Source organism: Streptomyces sp. NPDC056373 (genome assembly GCF_042262425.1).
Lineage (GTDB): Bacteria > Actinomycetota > Actinomycetes > Streptomycetales > Streptomycetaceae > Streptomyces.
Window position 1 is genome coordinate 331,241 of sequence record NZ_JBHJPX010000011.1, and the last position, 18,775, is coordinate 350,015.

General features: G+C 72.1%; 11 protein-coding genes and 1 tRNA gene. 8 read left to right on the top strand and 4 right to left on the bottom strand.

Going from position 1 to position 18,775, the window contains the following annotated elements:
• Positions 1-6 precede the first annotated feature (6 nt).
• The 8 genes from ACFCXS_RS25060 to ACFCXS_RS25095 all read left to right on the top strand — a co-directional run bounded on the left by ACFCXS_RS25060 (position 7) and on the right by ACFCXS_RS25095 (position 12,611).
• Positions 7-597: a small secreted protein gene (locus tag ACFCXS_RS25060; RefSeq protein WP_376645560.1), complete on the top strand. Its 591-nt coding sequence runs from the start codon at positions 7-9 to the stop codon at positions 595-597.
• 68 nt (positions 598-665) lie between these two features.
• A complete protein-coding gene (locus ACFCXS_RS25065) occupies positions 666-2,204 on the top strand; it encodes a methyltransferase (protein ID WP_376645561.1) in 1,539 nt (512 codons plus the stop codon).
• Between the two features lie 222 nt (positions 2,205-2,426).
• Positions 2,427-2,624: a hypothetical protein gene (locus tag ACFCXS_RS25070; protein ID WP_376645562.1), complete on the top strand. Its 198-nt coding sequence runs from the start codon at positions 2,427-2,429 to the stop codon at positions 2,622-2,624.
• A 246-nt stretch (positions 2,625-2,870) separates the two neighbouring features.
• The gene (topA, locus tag ACFCXS_RS25075; protein WP_376645563.1) at positions 2,871-5,726 is read left to right on the top strand and encodes a type I DNA topoisomerase; all 2,856 of its coding nucleotides are present in this window, start codon (positions 2,871-2,873) and stop codon (positions 5,724-5,726) included.
• A 222-nt stretch (positions 5,727-5,948) separates the two neighbouring features.
• Positions 5,949-9,266, top strand: coding sequence for a dTMP kinase (gene tmk / locus ACFCXS_RS25080; RefSeq protein ID WP_376645564.1), 3,318 nt, complete (start codon positions 5,949-5,951; stop codon positions 9,264-9,266).
• 232 nt (positions 9,267-9,498) lie between these two features.
• Positions 9,499-10,704, top strand: coding sequence for a DNA polymerase III subunit delta' (locus ACFCXS_RS25085; protein WP_376645565.1), 1,206 nt, complete (start codon positions 9,499-9,501; stop codon positions 10,702-10,704).
• 109 nt (positions 10,705-10,813) lie between these two features.
• On the top strand, positions 10,814-12,430 hold the full coding sequence (locus tag ACFCXS_RS25090) for an alpha/beta hydrolase (protein WP_376645566.1): 1,617 nt from the start codon (positions 10,814-10,816) through the stop codon (positions 12,428-12,430).
• Positions 12,431-12,537: 107 nt separating this feature from the next.
• Positions 12,538-12,611, top strand: a tRNA-Thr gene (locus tag ACFCXS_RS25095).
• A gap of 283 nt (positions 12,612-12,894) precedes the next feature.
• On the opposite strand, the gene ACFCXS_RS25100 is transcribed toward ACFCXS_RS25095, so the two are convergent.
• The 4 genes from ACFCXS_RS25100 to ACFCXS_RS25115 form a co-directional block, all read right to left on the bottom strand.
• Positions 12,895-13,449: an HAD family hydrolase gene (locus ACFCXS_RS25100; RefSeq protein ID WP_376645567.1), complete on the bottom strand. Its 555-nt coding sequence runs from the start codon at positions 13,447-13,449 to the stop codon at positions 12,895-12,897.
• A gap of 559 nt (positions 13,450-14,008) precedes the next feature.
• Positions 14,009-14,809: an ABC transporter permease gene (locus ACFCXS_RS25105; protein ID WP_376645568.1), complete on the bottom strand. Its 801-nt coding sequence runs from the start codon at positions 14,807-14,809 to the stop codon at positions 14,009-14,011.
• A complete protein-coding gene (locus tag ACFCXS_RS25110) occupies positions 14,806-15,747 on the bottom strand; it encodes an ATP-binding cassette domain-containing protein (RefSeq protein ID WP_376645569.1) in 942 nt (313 codons plus the stop codon). The genes ACFCXS_RS25105 and ACFCXS_RS25110 overlap by 4 nt, the downstream gene beginning before the upstream one ends.
• A gap of 140 nt (positions 15,748-15,887) precedes the next feature.
• Positions 15,888-18,770: an amino acid adenylation domain-containing protein gene (locus tag ACFCXS_RS25115; protein ID WP_376645570.1), complete on the bottom strand. Its 2,883-nt coding sequence runs from the start codon at positions 18,768-18,770 to the stop codon at positions 15,888-15,890.
• Positions 18,771-18,775 lie beyond the last annotated feature (5 nt).

Genomic DNA, 18,775 nt, shown 5'->3' on the forward strand with positions numbered 1-18,775 from the left:
AGAGCCATGGAAGGGACCAATCCGGTGAACAAGAAGCTCGCGGCCGCACTGTCCGGCGGTGCGGTACTGGTACTGGCGCTGTCGGGCTGCGGCGGCGACGACGGCAACGACAAGCTGGACTCCTGGGCCAAGCAGGTCTGTGACGCCGTACAGCCGCAGGCCAAGAAGATCGAGTCGGCCAATGCCGCGATCCAGAAGGAGACCTCGGACAACAGCACGCCGAAGGACGTCCAGAAGACCGACGCACAGGCCTTCCAGGACATGTCCGACGCCTACAAGGCGATCGGTACCGCTGTGAACAAGGCCGGGGCGCCCGACGTCGAGAACGGCGAGAAGAAGCAGCAGGACGCGGTCAAGGAGCTCAACGCGATCTCCGCCTCGTACGCCTCCCTCAAGAAGCAGGTCGACGAGCTCGACACCAAGGACCAGGGCAAGTTCGCCGACGGTCTGAAGGACATCGCCACCGAGCTGGACAAGCTGAGCCAGAGCGGGAACGACGCCCTCAGGAACCTGGAGGAGGGCGAGGTCGGCCAGGCGATGGCCCAGCAGTCCAGCTGCAAGGCGGCCACGGCGTCGGCGGGGGCCACCCAGAGCTGAGGGAAAACGAGCCGCAGGGGCAGCCGGCCCCTGCACGGGCACGTGCGACATCCGTCCCGGCGGCCACAATGGGGGGCGTGAGTAACGCCAGCCAGTCATCCCTGCCCCCGCTGCCCTCCTCCGACCGTCCCGATGTCGCCGCCCGGCTCAGGGACGCCCTGCTCGCGGCCTCCTTCACCGCCGACGGACTGCTCGAACTGCTCGGCGCCCCCGCGTACGCGGCGCTCGCCCGGAGCGAGACCGTGCCCGCGCTCCGGGCGACCCGCGGGGACACGCCGCTGGAGATGCTCGTCCGGCTGTTCCTGCTCCAGCAGCCCGTGCCGCACGCGCGCGTGGCGGCGGTCCTGCCCGTGGACGCCTGCCTGGAGACCGGCTGGCTGACCCGGACCGGCGGCGACGGCATCTCCGCGACGGTCGATGTCCGGCCCTACGGCGGTCCCGGCGGTGAGGACTGGTACATCGTGTCGGACCTCGGCTGCGCGGTCGGCGGCGCAGGCGGTGTCGGCCGGCGGGACGAAGGCGTCGTCCTCGGAGTCGGCGGCGCCTCCACGACCCTCGCCGGCATCACCGTCCGCGCGCCCGTCTCCGCCGCGCTGGACCTCGGCACCGGTTCCGGCATCCAGGCCCTGCACGCCGCGCAGCACGCGACGCGCGTGGTGGCCACCGACCTCAATCCGCGCGCCCTGCACATCACCGGCCTCACGCTGGCGCTGTCCGGCACCGCGGCCGCCGACCTGCGCGAGGGCTCCCTCTTCGCACCGGTCCGCGGCGACGAGACCTACGACCTGATCGTCTCCAACCCGCCGTTCGTGATCTCGCCCGGCGCCCGGCTCACCTACCGCGACGGCGGGATGGGCGGGGACGATCTGTGCCGCACGCTCGTTCAGGAGGCGGGGGAGCGCCTGAACCAGGGCGGGTTCGCGCAGTTCCTCGCCAACTGGCAGCACGTGGAAGGGGAGGACTGGCAGGACAGGCTGAGGTCATGGGTGCCCCGCGGGTGCGACGCGTGGATCGTGCAGCGCGAGGTGCAGGACATCAATCAGTACGCCGAGCTGTGGCTGCGGGACGCCGGTGACCACCAGGGCGACGCGGCGGAGTACCAGGCGCGGTACGACGCATGGCTCGACGAGTTCGAGGCGCGCAAGGTGAAGGCCGTCGGCTTCGGCTGGATCACCCTGCGCAGGACGGACGCCGCCGTGCCCTCGCTCACGGTGGAGGAGTGGCCGCACCCGGTCGAGCAGCCGCTCGGCGACACGATCCGGGCCCATTTCGACCGGCTCGACCACCTGCGCGACCACGACGACGCCGCGCTGCTCGAAGGGCATTTCCGGCTCGCCGCCGAGATCGTGCAGGAGCAGGTCGGGCTGCCCGGCGCGGAGGACCCCGAGCACGTCGTGCTGCGCCAGAACCGCGGCATGCGCCGGGCGACCCGGGTGGACACGGTGGGCGCCGGCTTCGCGGGCGTCTGCGACGGCACGATGAGCGCCGGCCGCATCCTCGACGCCATCGCCCAGCTGATCGGCGAGGACCCGGTGCTGCTGCGCGACCGCACCCCGGCCCAGATCCGGCTGCTGGTCGAGCAGGGGTTCCTGGAACCGGTCCGCTGAGCGGACCGCCAAGGGGCGAGCGCAGGGGGCGTCGAGGTGATCAGCCAATAAATTCGAGTCGATTTGAACACCTCGACCGAAACGGGTCACAAGGGAGCGGACGCCCTTGATCCACCGTCGTGTCGCCCCGGCGTTCACCTCGGGTTCGCCTGCCCGCCGCCCACGCGTGTCAGCCTCCCGTCGCTGGGGATGCGCGACAGGGGAAAAGGGGCACGACGGGTCATGGAGAGCGAACCGGCGATCTTCGCGGGAGCGGTGTTCTCCCTGTTCGGAGGCGCACTGCTGGCCTGGACCGTGATGCGCGTGCGTCGGCACCTGCCCGTCGCCGAGGGGGTGCGGCCGGTCTCCTCGGCGACCCTCGCGAGCATCGTCGCGGTGGTCGCCCTGGCGCTCGGGGCGTGGTGCTTCAGCCGCCTCTGAGGCCCACGCCCGCGGCACAGCTGCCGGTGACCGGTACGTCGCGCTCCGCACAGGGCCGGGCCTGCCCCCGGCACTCCGGGCGGCAGGATCGGTGGTAGTCGGGTTACCGTTCGAGTGGCCGTTGCGGGCTTTTCCCGTTTGACACGGGGGCGGGATGTACCGTCACACTCCGCAGCGTCACCACGTACCCAGCCCCGGTAAGCGACTCCGGGGAGGCCCCAGCGTCGACCGGAGAGAAGAGCGAAGTTGTCCCCGACCAGCGAGACCGCAGAGGGCGGCCGCCGACTCGTCATCGTCGAGTCGCCCGCCAAGGCGAAGACGATCAAGGGCTATCTCGGCCCCGGATACATCGTCGAGGCGAGCGTCGGGCACATCCGCGACCTTCCCAACGGTGCCGCCGAGGTGCCCGAGAAGTACACCGGCGAGGTCCGCCGCCTCGGTGTGGACGTCGAACACGACTTCGCGCCGATCTATGTGGTCAACGCCGACAAGAAGGCGCAGGTCAAGAAGCTCAAGGACCTGCTGAAGGAGTCCGACGAACTCTTCCTCGCCACCGATGAGGACCGCGAGGGCGAGGCCATCGCCTGGCACCTCCAGGAAGTGCTGAAGCCCAAGGTCCCGGTCAAGCGGATGGTCTTCCACGAGATCACCAAGGCCGCGATCCAGGCCGCCGTGGCCAATCCGCGCCAGCTCAACCAGAAGCTCGTGGACGCCCAGGAGACCCGCCGCATCCTCGACCGCCTCTACGGCTACGAGGTCTCGCCGGTCCTGTGGAAGAAGGTCATGCCGCGGCTGTCCGCGGGCCGCGTCCAGTCGGTCGCCACACGACTCGTGGTGGAGCGGGAACGCGAGCGCATCGCCTTTCGTTCTGCCGAGTACTGGGACCTGACGGGCACCTTCGCGACCGGCCGCGCGGGAGACTCGTCGGACCCGTCGTCGCTGGTCGCGCGCCTGCAGACCGTCGACGGCAGGCGGGTCGCGCAGGGCCGCGACTTCGACTCCCTGGGACAACTGAAGAGCGCGAACACCCTCCACCTCGACGAGGCGAACGCCCGCGCCCTGGCCGCCGCCCTCGAGGACACGCGGTTCGCGGTGCGCTCCGTCGAGTCCAAGCCGTACCGCCGCTCGCCGTACGCCCCGTTCCGTACGACGACGATGCAGCAGGAGGCCAGCCGCAAGCTCGGCTTCGGTGCGAAGGCCACGATGCAGGTCGCGCAGAAGCTGTACGAGAACGGCTACATCACCTACATGCGTACGGACTCCACGACCCTGAGCGACACGGCGGTCTCCGCCGCCCGCGCCCAGGTCACCCAGCTGTACGGCGCCGACTACCTGCCGCCGCAGCCGAGGACGTACGCCGGGAAGGTCAAGAACGCGCAGGAGGCCCACGAGGCGATCCGCCCCTCGGGTGATCGTTTCCGCACTCCCGCCGAGACCGGACTGACCGGTGACCAGTTCAAGCTGTACGAGCTGATCTGGAAGCGGACCGTCGCCTCCCAGATGAAGGACGCGACCGGCAACAGCGTCACGGTGAAGATCGGCGGCACGGCGGCCGACGGCCGGGACGTCGAGTTCAGCGCGTCCGGCAAGACGATCACCTTCCACGGCTTCCTCAAGGCCTACGTCGAGGGTGCCGACGACCCGAACGCCGAGCTGGACGACCGCGAGCGCCGGCTGCCGCAGGTCTCCGAGGGCGACGCCCTGAGCGCCCAGGAGATCACGGTCGACGGGCACGCCACCAAGCCCCCGGCCCGCTACACCGAGGCCTCCCTGGTCAAGGAGCTGGAAGAGCGCGAGATCGGCCGCCCGTCGACCTACGCCTCGATCATCGGCACGATCCTCGACCGCGGCTACGTGTTCAAGAAGGGCACGGCCCTGGTGCCGTCCTTCCTGTCCTTCGCCGTGGTCAACCTCCTGGAGAAGCACTTCGGGCGGCTCGTCGACTACGACTTCACCGCCAAGATGGAGGACGACCTCGACCGCATCGCCCGCGGCGAGGCGCAGTCCGTGCCGTGGCTGAAGCGGTTCTACTTCGGTGAGACAGGGCCCGACAGCGGCTCCGCCGCGGGAGTCAGCGGAGCCGCGGCCGACGCGGGCAACGGCGACGGGGACCACCTCGGCGGCCTCAAGGAGCTGGTGACGGACCTGGGCGCGATCGACGCGCGCGAGGTGTCGTCGTTCCCGGTGGCCAACGACATCGTGCTGCGGGTCGGCCGCTACGGGCCGTACATCGAGCGCGGCGAGAAGGACACCGAGCAGCACCAGCGCGCCGACATCCCCGACGACCTGGCGCCCGACGAGCTGACCGTCGACCTCGCGGAGGAGCTGCTCGCCAAGCCGAGCGGCGACTTCGAGCTGGGCACGGACCCGGCCACCGGCCGCACGATCGTCGCCAAGGACGGCCGCTACGGCCCGTATGTGACGGAGGTCCTTCCCGAGGGCACCCCGAAGACGGGCAAGAACGCGGTCAAGCCGCGCACCGCGTCCCTGTTCAAGACGATGTCCCTGGACACGGTCACCCTCGACGAGGCCCTGAAGCTGATGTCGCTGCCCCGTGTCGTCGGCGCCGACGCCGAGGGCCAGGAGATCACCGCGCAGAACGGCCGCTACGGCCCGTACCTGAAGAAGGGCACGGACTCGCGCTCGCTGCAGGCCGAGGAGCAGCTCTTCACGATCACGCTGGAGGAGGCGCTGGCGATCTACGCCCAGCCCAAGCAGCGTGGCCGGGCGGCCGCCAAGCCGCCGCTGAAGGAGCTCGGCAACGACCCGGTGAGCGAGAAGCCGGTCGTGGTCAAGGACGGCCGCTTCGGCCCGTACGTCACCGACGGGGAGACCAACGCGACCCTGCGCTCCGGCGACAGCGTCGAGGAGATCACCCCGGAGCGCGGTTTCGAGCTGCTCGCCGAGAAGCGCGCCAAGGGGCCGGCGAAGAAGACCGCGAAGAAGGCGGCCAAGAAGGCGCCGGCCAAGAAGACGACGACGGCCAAGAAGACCGCGGCGAAGAAGACCACCACCGCGAAGAAGACGACGGCGAAGAAGACCACCACCGCGAAGAAGACGGCCGCCAAGACGGCGACCGCCGCCCAGTCCACGGAGGACTGAGCGGCGGATCGCCGCCGAGTCGGCGAAGGAGTGGGCGACGGATTCGCCGCCAAGTCCGCCAAGGACTGAGGCCGTTCGAGCCTGTCCGGAAACCGGACCGTCGCGTCCGGTTATTCGCCCAGGGTTCGGAAAGCGAACGCCCCGGCAACACTTCGGTGTCGGGGCGTGCGCATGCCAGCCCGCGCCCTCCGGGGTGTCGGTGGCTCCCGATAGGCTGAACGCATGACGCGAGCCGACCACTCAACGGCCCCTCAGCCCGCCCCCGACGACGCCCTGGTCGCGGACTCCCGCGAGCGTGCCGTCCGCGCCCTGCTGCGACGACCGCAGCTGAAGCGGTTGTGGAGCGCACAGCTCGTGGGCGGAGTGGGAGACACCCTCGCCCTTCTCGTGCTGGTCCTGCTGGCACTCCAGGCGGCCGTCGCCGAAGGTACTTTCGGGGGCGGCTACCGGGGCGTGGCGTTCGCAGTGGCGACCGTTTTCGGGGTGCGCATCCTCGCGACGCTCCTGTTCGGCGCCGTTCTGCTCGGCCCGCTCACCGCCCTCACCTCGCAGGACGGCCCCCTCGACCGCCGCTGGACCATGGTGGGTGCCGACGGGCTGCGCGCGGCGCTGCTCATCGTCGCGCCCCTGTGGATCGACTGGACACCCGGCAACGCACCGGCCCTCCTCCTCGTCACGGCGTTCGTGACGGGAGTCGCCGAGCGGTTCTGGACGGTGTGCCGCGAGAGCGCGGCCCCCGCGCTGCTCCCCGCCCCGCCGCCGGAGGGGGCGACGGTCCGGCCGCTGCCCGACCACATGGACGCCCTGCGCCGCCTCTCGCTGCGCACCGGCTTCGCGGCGATCCCCCTGGCGGCCGTCGTGCTCGTCGTCGCGTCCCTGTTCAACAACCTGCTGGGCGCCGGCATCGACTGGTTCGGCCAGCACCAGGCGGCCCTCGCCTCCTACGTGGCCGCCGGACTGTTCGCCGCGTCCCTGTCCGTGCTGACCTTCCTGGAACTGCCCGGCACACGCACCCCCCGCGCGCGGTCGCCGCTGGAGGGACTGCGCCGCCCGAAGACCACCACCGGCGCCGACAAGGGCCGCACCGGCGCGCTGCCGCTGCTGGTCCTGTCCTGCGCGGCCGTCGCCGCGGCGGTGTCGGCCGCTGTCGCCGTGGCCGTGCTGCACGCCAAGGACCTGGGCGGCGGCCCGGTGCTCTACGGCCTGTTCGTGGCCGCGCTCACCGGCGGCGTGGTCGTCGGCATCCGTACGGCGCCCGCCCTCGTGCCCGCCCTGTCGCGTCGCCGGCTGCTCGCGCTGACGATCGCCTTCACCGGTGTCGCCCTGCTGGCCGCCGGCCTGGTCCCGGACGTCACCAGCGTGCTGCTGATCCTCGCGCTGGCCGGTGTCGGCGCGGGCCTGTCCGCCAACATCGGGCACACCCTGCTCGACCAGGAGACCGAGGAGAGCCGTCGCGCCCGCACCACGGAGCACCTGCACGCGGTCGTCCGGGTCTGTGTCGCGCTCGGCGCGGTGATCGCCCCGCTGGTGGCGGCGGCGATCGGACCGCACCGGCTGGAGAGCGGCAAGTTCGTCTTCGCGCACGGCGGCGCGGCCTTCACGCTGATGCTCACCGGCGCCCTGCTGCTGCCCGTCGCCGCGCTCGTGCTGGCGAAGGTCGACGACCGTTCCGGTGTGCCGCTGCGGCAGGACCTGAGGGACGCGCTGCTCGGCGGCGACGACCCGGAGCAGGGGGCCGCGGCCTCCGGCTTCTTCATCGCCCTGGAGGGCGGCGACGGGGCCGGGAAGTCCACCCAGGCCGAGGCGCTCGCCGAGTGGATCCGCGCCAAGGGCCACGAGGTGGTGCTGACGCGCGAGCCGGGCGCCACGCCCGTGGGCAAGCGGCTGCGGTCGATCCTGCTGGACGTGTCGAGCGCGGGCCTGTCGCACCGCGCCGAGGCGCTGCTGTACGCCGCCGACCGGGCCGAGCACATCGACACCGTCGTACGCCCCGCCCTGGAGCGCGGCGCGGTCGTCATCTCCGACCGGTACATCGACTCGTCGGTCGCCTACCAGGGCGCCGGCCGCGACCTGTCGCCGACCGAGATCGCCCGGATCAACCGCTGGGCGACGAACGGACTGGTGCCGCATCTGACCGTGCTGCTCGACGTCGCCCCGGAGACCGCGCGCGAGCGGTTCACCGAGGCGCCGGACCGGCTGGAGTCGGAGCCCGCCGAGTTCCACGCGCGCGTGCGGGCCGGTTTCCTGACCCTGGCCGCGGCCGACGCCGGGCGGTACCTGGTGGTGGACGCCGGCCAGGAGCCCGAGGCCGTCACGACCGTCATCCGGCACCGCCTCGACCAGGTGCTGCCGCTCTCCGAGGCCGAGATCAAGGCCCAGGAGGAGGCACGGAAGAAGGCCGAGGAGGAGGCCCGCCGCAAGGCCGAGGAAGAGGCCGCCCGCAAGGCCGAGGAGGAGCGCCTGGAGCGTGAGCGCCAGGAGCAGCTCGCCAAGCTGCGCGCCGAGGAGGAGGAGCGCAAGCGCCGGGAGCTGGAGGAGGCGCAGCGCCGCGAGGCCGAACGGCAGGCGGAGGAGGCCCGGCGACGGGCCGAGGAAGCGCGCAGGAAGGCCGAGGAGGAGCGGGCCCGGCTTCTCGCGGAGGAGAAGGCCCGCGCCGAGGAGGAGGCCCGCCGCAAGGCCGACGAGGAGCGGCGCCGCAAGCAGGCCGAGGAGGAGGCGCGACTGCGTGCCGAGGCCGAGGCGCTCCGCCTGGAGAAGCAGCGCAAGGCCGAGGCGGCGCTGCTGCGGGCCGAGGAGGCCCGGCGGCTCGCGGAGGCGGCTGCCGCGGCGGCCGAGGTCGGCCCGAAGAGCTCCGCCCCGAAGCGGAGTGCCGCGGGATCGGCGGCCGCTCAGGACGCGGCGACCGTGCCCACGCCGGTGGTGACACCGGGCGGTGCGGCCGACGACACGACCGTGCTGCGCCCCGTGCGGGACGAGGAGCCGCCTTCGGACCTGGGCCGGACCTCCGGTGAATCCGACGCCGAGGTGACGGCCGAGCTGCCGAAGCCGCCGGTTCCGCCCGTGGCCGGGGAGGAGACCAACGCCCTGCCGCCGTTCTCGCCCCGAGCCGGGGACGAGACCGAGGTGCTGCCGCAGGTACGCGAAGCCGACGCCTTCGGCGCAGCCGACGAGACGGCGGTGCTGCCTCCGGTCCGGCCCGGGGATGGCGAGGAGACGGCCGTGCTGCCTCCCGTCCGGTCCGAGGACGCCGAGGAGACGGCCGTGCTCCCGCCGGTGCGCCGGGACGGACCGGCGGACCGGGTTCCGCCCGGGTACTTCCGGGAGGACGCCCCGGCCGCCCGGCCCGACGGCACCGAGGACCGTACGCGGGAGATGCCCCGGATCGACGCCGAGGAGACGCCACGCCGTCGCCGGTCCGAGTGGGCCGAGGAGACGCCGCTCGACGACCTGCCCTCGCTCGCGGACGAGCTGCTGGGACCGCACGACGACGAGCCGGACCAGGGCCGCGGACGCCGGGGGAGGGGCGGCCGGGGGCGCTGAGGCCTCCGGCGGGCCGATACGGGAGCCCGGGGTTGTGGTTTCGGCCGGGGTGCTGGGGCCTCCGGCGGGCGGATGTGGGAGCCCGGGGTTGTGGTTTCGGCCGGGGTGCTGGGGCCTCCGTCGGACCGGCGCGGGAGCCTGGGGTGCACCGGACGGGGCGGCGGGCGTTGTCAGTGGTCGCCCCCACAATGGGTCTCGCAAAGCGGAACGTGACGGAAGGGCGGCGTGACCCATGACCGTGTGGGACGACCTCGTCGGGCAGGAGAGGGTGAGCGAGCAGCTGGCCGCTGCCGCCCGGGACGCCGACGCGCTGGTCACCGCGGCCGCCACCGGCGCCCCGCCGCCCGAGGCGTCGAAGATGACGCACGCCTGGCTGTTCACGGGCCCGCCCGGGGCCGGACGGAACCAGGCGGCGCGTGCGTTCGCGGCGGCGCTGCAATGCGTCAGCCCCGACCGGGCCCTCGGCGGCTCCCCGGGCTGCGGCTTCTGCGACGGATGCCACACGGCACTCGTCGGCACGCACGCCGACGTCACCACCGTCGCCGCCGTCGGCACGCAGATCCTCGCCGACGACATGCGCGACACCGTCCGCAAGTCGTTCACGTCGCCGGCGAACGGCCGCTGGCAGATCATCCTCGTCGAGGACGCCGAGCGGCTGAACGAGAAATCGGCCAACGCCGTCCTCAAGGCCGTGGAGGAACCCGCCCCGCGTACGGTCTGGCTGCTGTGCGCCCCCTCCATCGAGGACGTCCTGCCGACCATCCGCTCCCGCTGCCGCCACCTGAACCTGAGCACGCCGAGGGTCGACGCCATCGCAGACATGCTCGTGCGCCGCGAGGGCATCGAGCCGGACGTCGCCGCCGCGGCGGCCCGCGCCACCCAGGGCCACGTCGACCGGGCGCGCCGCCTGGCCACCGACCCGGCCGCGCGTGAACGCCGCGCCGCCGTGCTCCGGCTGCCGCTGCGCGTCGAGGAGATCGGCGCCGCGCTGAGGGCCGCCCAGGAGCTCGTCGACGCGGCCGCAGAGGACGCCAAGCAGCTCGCGGAGGAGACGGACGCCAAGGAGACCGAGGAGCTGAAGGCCGCTCTCGGCGCCGCCCAGGGCGGCCGCATGCCGCGCGGCACCGCCGGCGTGATGAAGGACCTGGAGGACAAGCAGAAGCGCCGCAGGACGCGCACGCAGCGTGACAGCCTCGACCTCGCCCTCACCGACCTCACGGCCTTCTACCGCGACGTCCTCGCCCTCCAGCTCGGCTCGCGCGTGGCCATCGCCAACGCGGACGCCGAGGACGCCCTGGAGCGCCTCGCCCGCGGCAGCTCCCCGGAGGCCACGCTCCGCCGTATCGAGGCGATCGCGGCCTGCCGTGACGCCCTCGACCGCAACGTGGCGCCGCTGCTCGCGGTGGAGGCGATGACGATGGCGCTCAGAGCGGGCTGAGAGACCGGCAGGACCACCCGGGTCGGGCAGGCCGTCGGCGTCGTAACTCGTACGAGGCACGACGTGCACACAGGGCACCCATCTCGTCGCCCAGAGTTACGATCGCTGGATGGACACACGGCGTACCCCCCGTTCCGCCTCCGTCTCCGGGGGTCTCCACCGCAGGACACGCAACCGGGCCGAGACCGCCGCCGGTCTCCTCGCCACGGCCGCGCTGCTCGTCTCCGCCTGCTCCTCCGGGAGCGCGACGACCTCCGCCTCCGCGGCGCAGGAGGCGGCCCTGGCCGCGCTGCCGAAGGCCACGCCCGCGGCGCTTACGTCGTACTACGGGCAGAAGCCGGCCTGGCGCGCCTGCGGTGCCGGTTTCGAGTGCGCCACCCTCAAGGCGCCGCTCGACTACGCCGAGCCGTCCGCCGGCGATGTCCGGCTCGCCCTCACCCGCAAGAAGGCCACCGGCCCGGGCAAGCGGCTGGGCTCGCTGCTCGTGAACCCGGGCGGGCCGGGCGGCTCGGCGATCGGCTACGTGCAGCAGTACGCGGGCATCGGCTACCCGGCCGAGGTGCGGGCCCGCTACGACATGGTGGCGGTCGACCCGCGCGGCGTGGCCCGCAGCGAGCCCGTGAAGTGCCTGGACGGGCCGGGGATGGACAGGTACACGCGGACGGACACCACGCCCGACGACGCGAGGGAGACGGGCGGGCTGGTCGCGGCGTACCGGACGTTCGCCGAGGGCTGCGGCGCGGACGCGCCCCGGCTGCTGCGTCATGTGTCCACCGTGGAGGCGGCCCGGGACATGGACATCGTGCGGGCGGCGCTCGGCGACGAGAAGCTGAACTTCGTCGGGGCCTCGTACGGCACGTTCCTCGGGGCGACGTACGCCGGGCTGTTCCCCGAGCGGGCGGGCCGGCTGGTGCTGGACGGCGCGATGGACCCGTCGCTGCCTGCCCGGCGGCTGAACCTGGAACAGACGGCGGGCTTCGAGACGGCGTTCCGGTCGTTCGCGAAGGACTGCGTGCAGCAGGCCGATTGCCCGCTGGGCGACAAGGGCACGTCGCCCGAGCGGGTGGGCGCGAACCTCAAGTCGTTCTTCGAGGAGCTGGACACTCGGCCCCTGCGCACCGGGGACGCAGGTGGCCGCAGGCTCACCGAGTCGCTCGCCACGACCGGTGTGATCGCCGCGATGTACGACGAGGGCTCCTGGGAGCAGCTGCGCGAGGCGCTGGCGTCCGCGATGAAGCAGAACGACGGATCCGGACTCCTCGTACTGTCCGACAGCTACTACGAACGCGACGCCGACGGCGCCTACAGCAACCTGATGTTCGCCAACGCGGCGGTGAACTGCCTGGACCTGCCGGCTGCCTTCGACACCCCGGAACAGGTGCGCGCGGCCCTGCCCGAGTTCGAGAAGGCGTCGCCGGTCTTCGGCGAGGGCCTCGCCTGGGCTTCCCTGAACTGCGCCTACTGGCCGGTGCACGCCACGGGTGAGCCGCACCGCATCGAGGCGAAGGGCGCGGCGCCCATCGTCGTGGTCGGCACCACCCGGGACCCGGCGACCCCCTATCGCTGGGCACGGGCCCTGGCCGGCCAGCTGTCCTCGGCGCGCCTGCTCACCTACGAGGGCGACGGCCACACCGCCTTCGGCCGCGGCAGCTCCTGCATCGACAGGACGATCAACGCCTATCTCCTGCGCGGCACCCCTCCCACGCAGGGAAAGCGCTGCTCATAGCCCGGTCACCGGCCCCGGAAGGCCCGCCTCCGGGGCCGGTACGGAGCACCCTCCGAAACTGTGTAGACTTACCGTCGTTGCTGATCGCACCATGGTGCGGACGGCGCGCCGCCTTAGCTCAGATGGCCAGAGCAACGCACTCGTAATGCGTAGGTCTCGGGTTCGAATCCCGAAGGCGGCTCTGTGGTGAACCCCAGGTCGGGCCTCTGACCTGGGGTTTCTTTGTATCGTTGACCTTGGAATCCGGGCTATTCGGACACTCGTGGTCTACGCATCGCAATGCGTGGGTCGCAGGTTCACCATCTGTCGCCAGCGGCCCATCGCAAGGCTTTGACCTGCTGGTTTGGTACATTGCGTTGTCGGGTTGGTCTTGTTTTCCGTGGCCCCGGTGGACAGCCGGTGGACGGGCGTGCTTGATGCTCTGTCAGGAGTGCACCAATGACTCCCAGCCTGCGCCGGGAGCTTCAGCGGCCGGGGGAGGAGGGTGGGCGTCGTCCTGGTTGTGGTTTTGTGACAGCCATAGACGTTGGCGCGGGCTGGATTGTTCGGAGTGTCGTCAGTCGGGTGGCCGTCGCAGCCGCGATCGCGGTCGGCAGGTCTACGTAGACTCGAACGGCATCGGGAACCGTCCGAACGGCCTGCGGCTCGGCTCTCGGCCACGCCTGTTGCCTGCCGATCCATACCGTCCGCAGCCCGGCCGCCCGTCCATCCGCGACGTCGTGCTCGGGACTGTCGCCGATCATCCATCCCCCAGCAGCCAGATCCGCCCCACACCGTTCGGCGGCCAGCTCGAAGATCCGGACGTCGGGCTTGCGGATGCCGACCTCGCCGGAGGTGCAGCAGGCGTCCACCCTCTCGCCCACACCCGCCCGCTCGATCTTCGCCAGCTGGTTGTCGGGCATCCCGTTGCTGACGATACTCACCCGCCAGTCCGACGTCCGGAGCTGGGACAGACCCTCCAGCAGCGCCGGGGCACACCGAACGAGTTCCGGCAGCCGGGCCCGGAATCCCGCCCACAACTCCTCGGCGGGCTCTGCCGGCCCAAAGTGACCGCACGGAAGAACTGATCACGAGGTCCGTGGCCTTGGCCGTCAGCGGCCGTCAACCAGGGCACCGCCTCGCATCCGAGCCCGCCTTCCTCGGCGAACTCCGTCGCACACGCCGCGAACACCGACTGCCGGTCCACCAGGGTGTTGTCCAGGTCGAAGAACACCAACCGCTGCACTGGCGCCCACTATGGCCCGGCGTGATACGCCGTCAGCCGGGAACTCATCCCGTACATGTCACCGGACACCATCCCAACGTCCAAGGCCGGGCATCGTAGGCGAGATCTGCCGCTCGACTACCGGGCTTGGAGGAAACTTCGCGCTCCACGCGTCCAGGGCCCCGGGCGTGGGGGCGTCGCATCGGCGTCCGGCGGCGACGCGAACTCGTTGAGGGCCATCCGGTTGTCCAACTGCGTGCGCCCCGCAACGATTCGGGGACAGTTCACGGTGACCTGTCACCCGACCGTGAGTCACCCTCGAAGACCATGTGAAGGCGACGCCCAGCACGAACGAGGGACGGGCCGGCCCACGGTCACCGCGTGGTCCGAGTGCGGTAGCGCCAGGTGGAAAGCGTGGTGAAGACGGCGACAAGGAGTACGGCGCACGCCACCGCGTAGGACACCGGATGCGCTGAGGCCCAGCCGTGCTGTGCGGGGAAGTTTCGCGGTGCGGTGTTGCCGTACAGGGCGCGCAGGGCGTTGGCCAGGGCGCTGAGCGGGTTCCATTCCGCGATGGCGGACAGCGGGCCGGGCAGGGTCGCGGGGGAGACGAACGCGGAGGAGACGAAGGTCGCGGGGAAGAGCCAGATCATTCCGACACTGGCCGCCACCTGGACGTTCGGAGTGACGAGGGCGACGAACGCGCCGATCCACGACATCGCGAAGGCGAACAGCAGGAGGAGCAGGTAGCCGGCGACGACGTCGGCGGGGCCGGTGTGCGGCCGCCAGCCCAGCACCAGCCCGCAGACGGTCGTGACCGAGACGCTCGCCACGCAGCCGGACAGGTCCGAGGTGGTCCGGGCGATCAGCAGGGCGACGCGGGAGATCGGCAGCGTGCGCAGCCGGTCGACCATGCCCTCCTGCAGGTCCCTGGACAGTCCGATGGCGGTGAACGACGCGGTGAAGGCGACGGTCTGGGACAGCAGTCCGGCCACCAGGTACTCGCGGTACACCGCCCCGCCCAGGCTGCCACCGAACACGTAGCCGATGAGCATGGCCAGCAGGACCGGCTCGACGAGGCTCGACACCAGCAGGCTGGGCGTGCGCTTCAGGTAGAGCAGGTTGCGGCGGGCCAGTTCGGCGCTCTCACCGGCGATACGGAGGGTCGCGTTCATGCGGCGGCTCCGCGCGCTCGTGCGGTCAGATCCAGGAAGACGTCGTCGAGGGTCGCCCGGCTCAGGCTGAGGTCGAGGACTTCGACTCCCTCGCGCTCCAGGGCCGAGAGCACCTTCCTCAGTGCCATGGGGCCGTCGGTGACGGGGACCTCGATGCGACGGGCCCGCCGATCGACCGTCGGTGTCGCATCGCCGGCGTCTGTCGCGGCACGGGCGGCGGCGTCGAGATGCTGGTCCTCGGCCACCCGGAGGACCAGCCTGCTCGCTCCCGCGGAGGCCTTGAGCTCGTCGCCCGTACCGGCCGCGACGACTCTTCCCCGGTCGATCACGGTGATCCGGTCGGCCAGCCGGTCCGCCTCCTCCAGGTACTGCGTCGTCAGCAGGATCGTGGTGCCGCCGGCCGCCAGCTCGCTGACCGCGTCCCAGGTGTCGAAGCGGCTCTCCGGGTCCAGACCGGTGGTGGGCTCGTCCAGGATGACCAGGGGCGGGGAGCCGACCAGCGCGGCCGCCAGGTCGAGACGACGGCGCATGCCACCGGAGTACGTGCGTGCCAGCCGGGAGGCGGCGCCGGTGAGGCGGAAACGGGAGAGAAGTTCGTCGGCGACGGTGCGTGCCGTTCCGCGGTCCATGCCGCGCAACCTGGCGATGAGGCGGATGTTCTCGTATCCCGTGAGCATGCCGTCCACCGTGGAGTACTGGCCGGCCAGGCCGAGGGCGGAGCGCACCCTGTCCGGTTCGGCCGCCACGTCGAAACCGTTGACCACGGCGCGACCGGAGTCGGGTCGAAGGAGCGTCGCCAGCACGTGCACCAAGGTGGTCTTGCCGGCACCGTTCGGGCCGAGCAGCGCGTGGATCTCGCCGGCGGCGATGTCGAGGTCGACTCCTGCCAGGGCCGGGTTGTGGCGGTACGTCTTCGCCAGGTCCCGGACCTCCACCATGGGCCGGGTTTCACGACGTGCGGGGGGCACGGCCATTGCTGTGGGTCCGTTCGGGATGTCCGACCGTGCGGGGCGTTCCGCCTCGGGCGGTGCCTGCGCCGGCCCGGGCGGAGTGGAGGGTGAAGGGGCGCTCACGGCGCTCACCGGCCGTCCGGCAGCAGGGCCCGTACGACCCGCCGGGGTGTCGGGTTGAGATACAGCGTGCGGGGATGCAGGGGCGGATAGCCGCGTTCGCGCAGCGCCGCCCCGAGCCGGACCGCCACGAGCGAGTTGCCGCCCTGTTCGAAGAAGTCGTCGTCCGGTCCGACAGCCGCACCGAGCACCTCACGCCACACGGTGAGGAGATCGTCGAGGGCGTCGTCGCCGGTGCCGCCCTCGGCCACGGCGGTGGGCCGCGCCGCCGGCGCGGGCAGCGCGGCCACGTCGAGCTTGCCGTTGACGGTCAGGGGCAGCGCCGGAAGGCGGGTGATGGTGGCGGGCACCATGTAGTCCGGGAGTACGCGGGCGACCCGGTCGCGCAGGCCGGTCTCCGACGCGGTGGGTTCGAGCACGACGTAGGCGTCGATCCGGGAATCGGCCGTCTGCCCGGGCGGTGTCGAGACCACCGCGGCAGCGGCGACCACCCCCGGTGCCTCCAGCAGGACCGCCCGGATCTCGCCGAGTTCGATGCGGAAGCCGCGCACTTTGACCTGGTCGTCGAGGCGGCCGAGGTGCTCCAGCCGGCCGTCCGGGAGCAGCCGTCCGCGATCGCCGCTGCGATACAGGCGGTCTTCGCCGTAGGGGTCGGGCAGGAATCGCTGCCCGGTCAGCTCCGGCCGGTGGAGGTAGCCCAGCGTGACTCCGGCTCCGGCCACGTGAATCTCGCCGGGCACACCCGCCGGCACCATCCGCCCGTGTTCGTCGAGCACGCGGACGGACCACCCGGGCAGGGCCCTGCCCACCACCCTGGAGCGGGCCAGGGCCGCGGCGCGGGTCATGCCCTCGGCGGTCACATGCACCGTCGTCTCGGTGATGCCGAACATGTTGACCACCCGGCAGACGGTCTCCGGGTACCGGTCGAACCACGGCAGGAGCAGGCGCGCGTCCAGGGACTCACCGCCGAGTACGACGAGCCTGACCGACAGGTCCTCGGCACGCTCACGCTGAGCCTCCACCAACTGTCCGAAGGCCGACGGAGTCTGGCTCAGGACAGTGACCCGCTCGGCGCGCAGCACGTCGTGGAACTGCTCCGGCGACCGGGTGCCCCAGTACGGCACCACGACCAGGTGGCCGCCCGTCAGCAGGCAGCCCCAGATCTCCCAGACGGAGAAGTCGAAGGCGCTGGAATGGAACAGCGTCCACACGTCGGCCGGCCCCAGCCCGAAGAGCGGGGCGGTGGCGTCGACCAGGTCGACGACGTTCTGGTGCGGGACGGTCACGCCCTTCGGCCGGCCGGTGGTGCCGGAGGTGTAGATGACGTACGCGGGGTCGGCGGCCTGACCCGTGGTGGTGGCCGACCCGGGCGACGCTGTGGAGTTCCGTCCCGCCTCCTCCAGTTCGCCGGGCGTCAGCGTCCGGACGTCCGGCCCGGCACCGAAGTCCGTCAGCGTGGTGACCACCAGGGCGAGCTCCGCGTCGGCGGCCACGTACGCCCGCCGGTCCACCGGATGCCGTACGTCGACGGGTACATGGCAGGCGCCCGCCTTGAGGACCGAGATCAGGACCGCCACGAGTTCGGCGGACCGCTCGCAGCAGACCCCGACGCGGTCACCCGGGCGCACGCCCCGTTCGCGCAGGCCTTGCGCCAGTACGTCGGACCAGCGGTCCAGGTCGCGATAGCTCAACCGCTTGCCCTGTGACGTCAGCGCCACGGCGTCCGGTTGTGCGGCGACCCACTGGGCGAAGAGCTGCTCGATACGCAAGTGCCGTCGGGGGCGGAGGCGTTCGGTGCGGCCGATCCGCAGAAGGTCCTGACGGCCGGCCTCGTCGAGAACGTCGACCGTGTCCGGATCGCTGGACGGCTCGGCGAGCAGCCGCTCGTGCACACCTACGACCCGTTCGAGGAGTGCGCGGGCCGACGCCGGTGCCAGATCGTACGGCCGGTGCCGCAGACGGACCGTGCACGTGCCGTCGGCGGACGCCTGCACCGAGAACGTCAGAGGGCACGGTGGGGTCTGGTACGGAACGTACTCGACGAGGGTCGCGTCGGACGGCGGTGCTTCAGGCATCCCCATGTCCAGGACGACAGCCGCGTCCACCTGGCGCTCCACCGCGTGCGCTTCCGCCAGCGTCGCGCCGACACGGGTGGTGAGGTCCGCCAGGGTCGCCGACGAGGCCGGCTCGGTCTCGACGAGTCTCGCGGCAGCCGGGCCCGTCCCGCCTGACGCGGCGCCGGGAGCGTCCAGGACAGCGAGCGCGGGCCGGCGGACGCCGTGACGCGCCAGCGTGACGGCTGTCGCAGCGAGCCAACTGGCCGCGAGGTCCCGGACGTTGGCTTGGGCCGGCGAACCGGTCGTGGCGCCGGTCATGGCGCCGGTCATGGTCTGTTCTGCGATCAGGCCGGGGGGTGCGGAGGAGTCGCTCACCCACCAGGGCGCGGGCTCGGTGCTCACGGGTGCCGGGAAGTCGGTGGAGCCGGGCTTTCCGTGGGCCGTCCCGTCCCGGGCCACGAGGGAGACGGGTGCGCTGGGAGAGTCGCCGAGTAGTACCGCTGCCAGTCGGTGCAGCCCGGCACGGTCGAGGACCGTCCGGCGCGTGACGAGTATCAGGTCGTGCAGCCCGTCGCCGTAACGGAGAAGGACCGTCCGTAGGGACTGTCCGGGAGCGAGCGGCCTGGTCGCCTCGCGCGTCCGGTGGCGCTCGGAGTCGGCGGCCGGGGCGGGTACGTGTTCCTCCCACACCCGTTCGTCGGAGCCGACCGCGTCGGTCAGCCGTCGTCGCAGCGTGCCGGCGTCGAGGGGCGTGGCCGTCCGTACGCACAGGGCGTGGCAGAGGGCGCGCTCGTCCTCGCGGTGGAGTGGGGTGCCGGGGGGCGGGGTCGTCATGCCGA

Coding starts and splice junctions, on each gene's coding strand:
- ACFCXS_RS25060 (WP_376645560.1), top strand. CDS start 7: ATGGAAGGGACCAATCCGGTGAACAAGAAGCTCGCGGCCGCACTGTCC.
- ACFCXS_RS25065 (WP_376645561.1), top strand. CDS start 666: ATGGGGGGCGTGAGTAACGCCAGCCAGTCATCCCTGCCCCCGCTGCCC.
- ACFCXS_RS25070 (WP_376645562.1), top strand. CDS start 2,427: ATGGAGAGCGAACCGGCGATCTTCGCGGGAGCGGTGTTCTCCCTGTTC.
- tmk (WP_376645564.1), top strand. CDS start 5,949: ATGACGCGAGCCGACCACTCAACGGCCCCTCAGCCCGCCCCCGACGAC.
- ACFCXS_RS25085 (WP_376645565.1), top strand. CDS start 9,499: ATGACCGTGTGGGACGACCTCGTCGGGCAGGAGAGGGTGAGCGAGCAG.
- ACFCXS_RS25090 (WP_376645566.1), top strand. CDS start 10,814: ATGGACACACGGCGTACCCCCCGTTCCGCCTCCGTCTCCGGGGGTCTC.
- ACFCXS_RS25105 (WP_376645568.1), bottom strand. CDS start 14,809: ATGAACGCGACCCTCCGTATCGCCGGTGAGAGCGCCGAACTGGCCCGC.
- ACFCXS_RS25110 (WP_376645569.1), bottom strand. CDS start 15,747: ATGGTGGAGGTCCGGGACCTGGCGAAGACGTACCGCCACAACCCGGCC.
- ACFCXS_RS25115 (WP_376645570.1), bottom strand. CDS start 18,770: ATGACGACCCCGCCCCCCGGCACCCCACTCCACCGCGAGGACGAGCGC.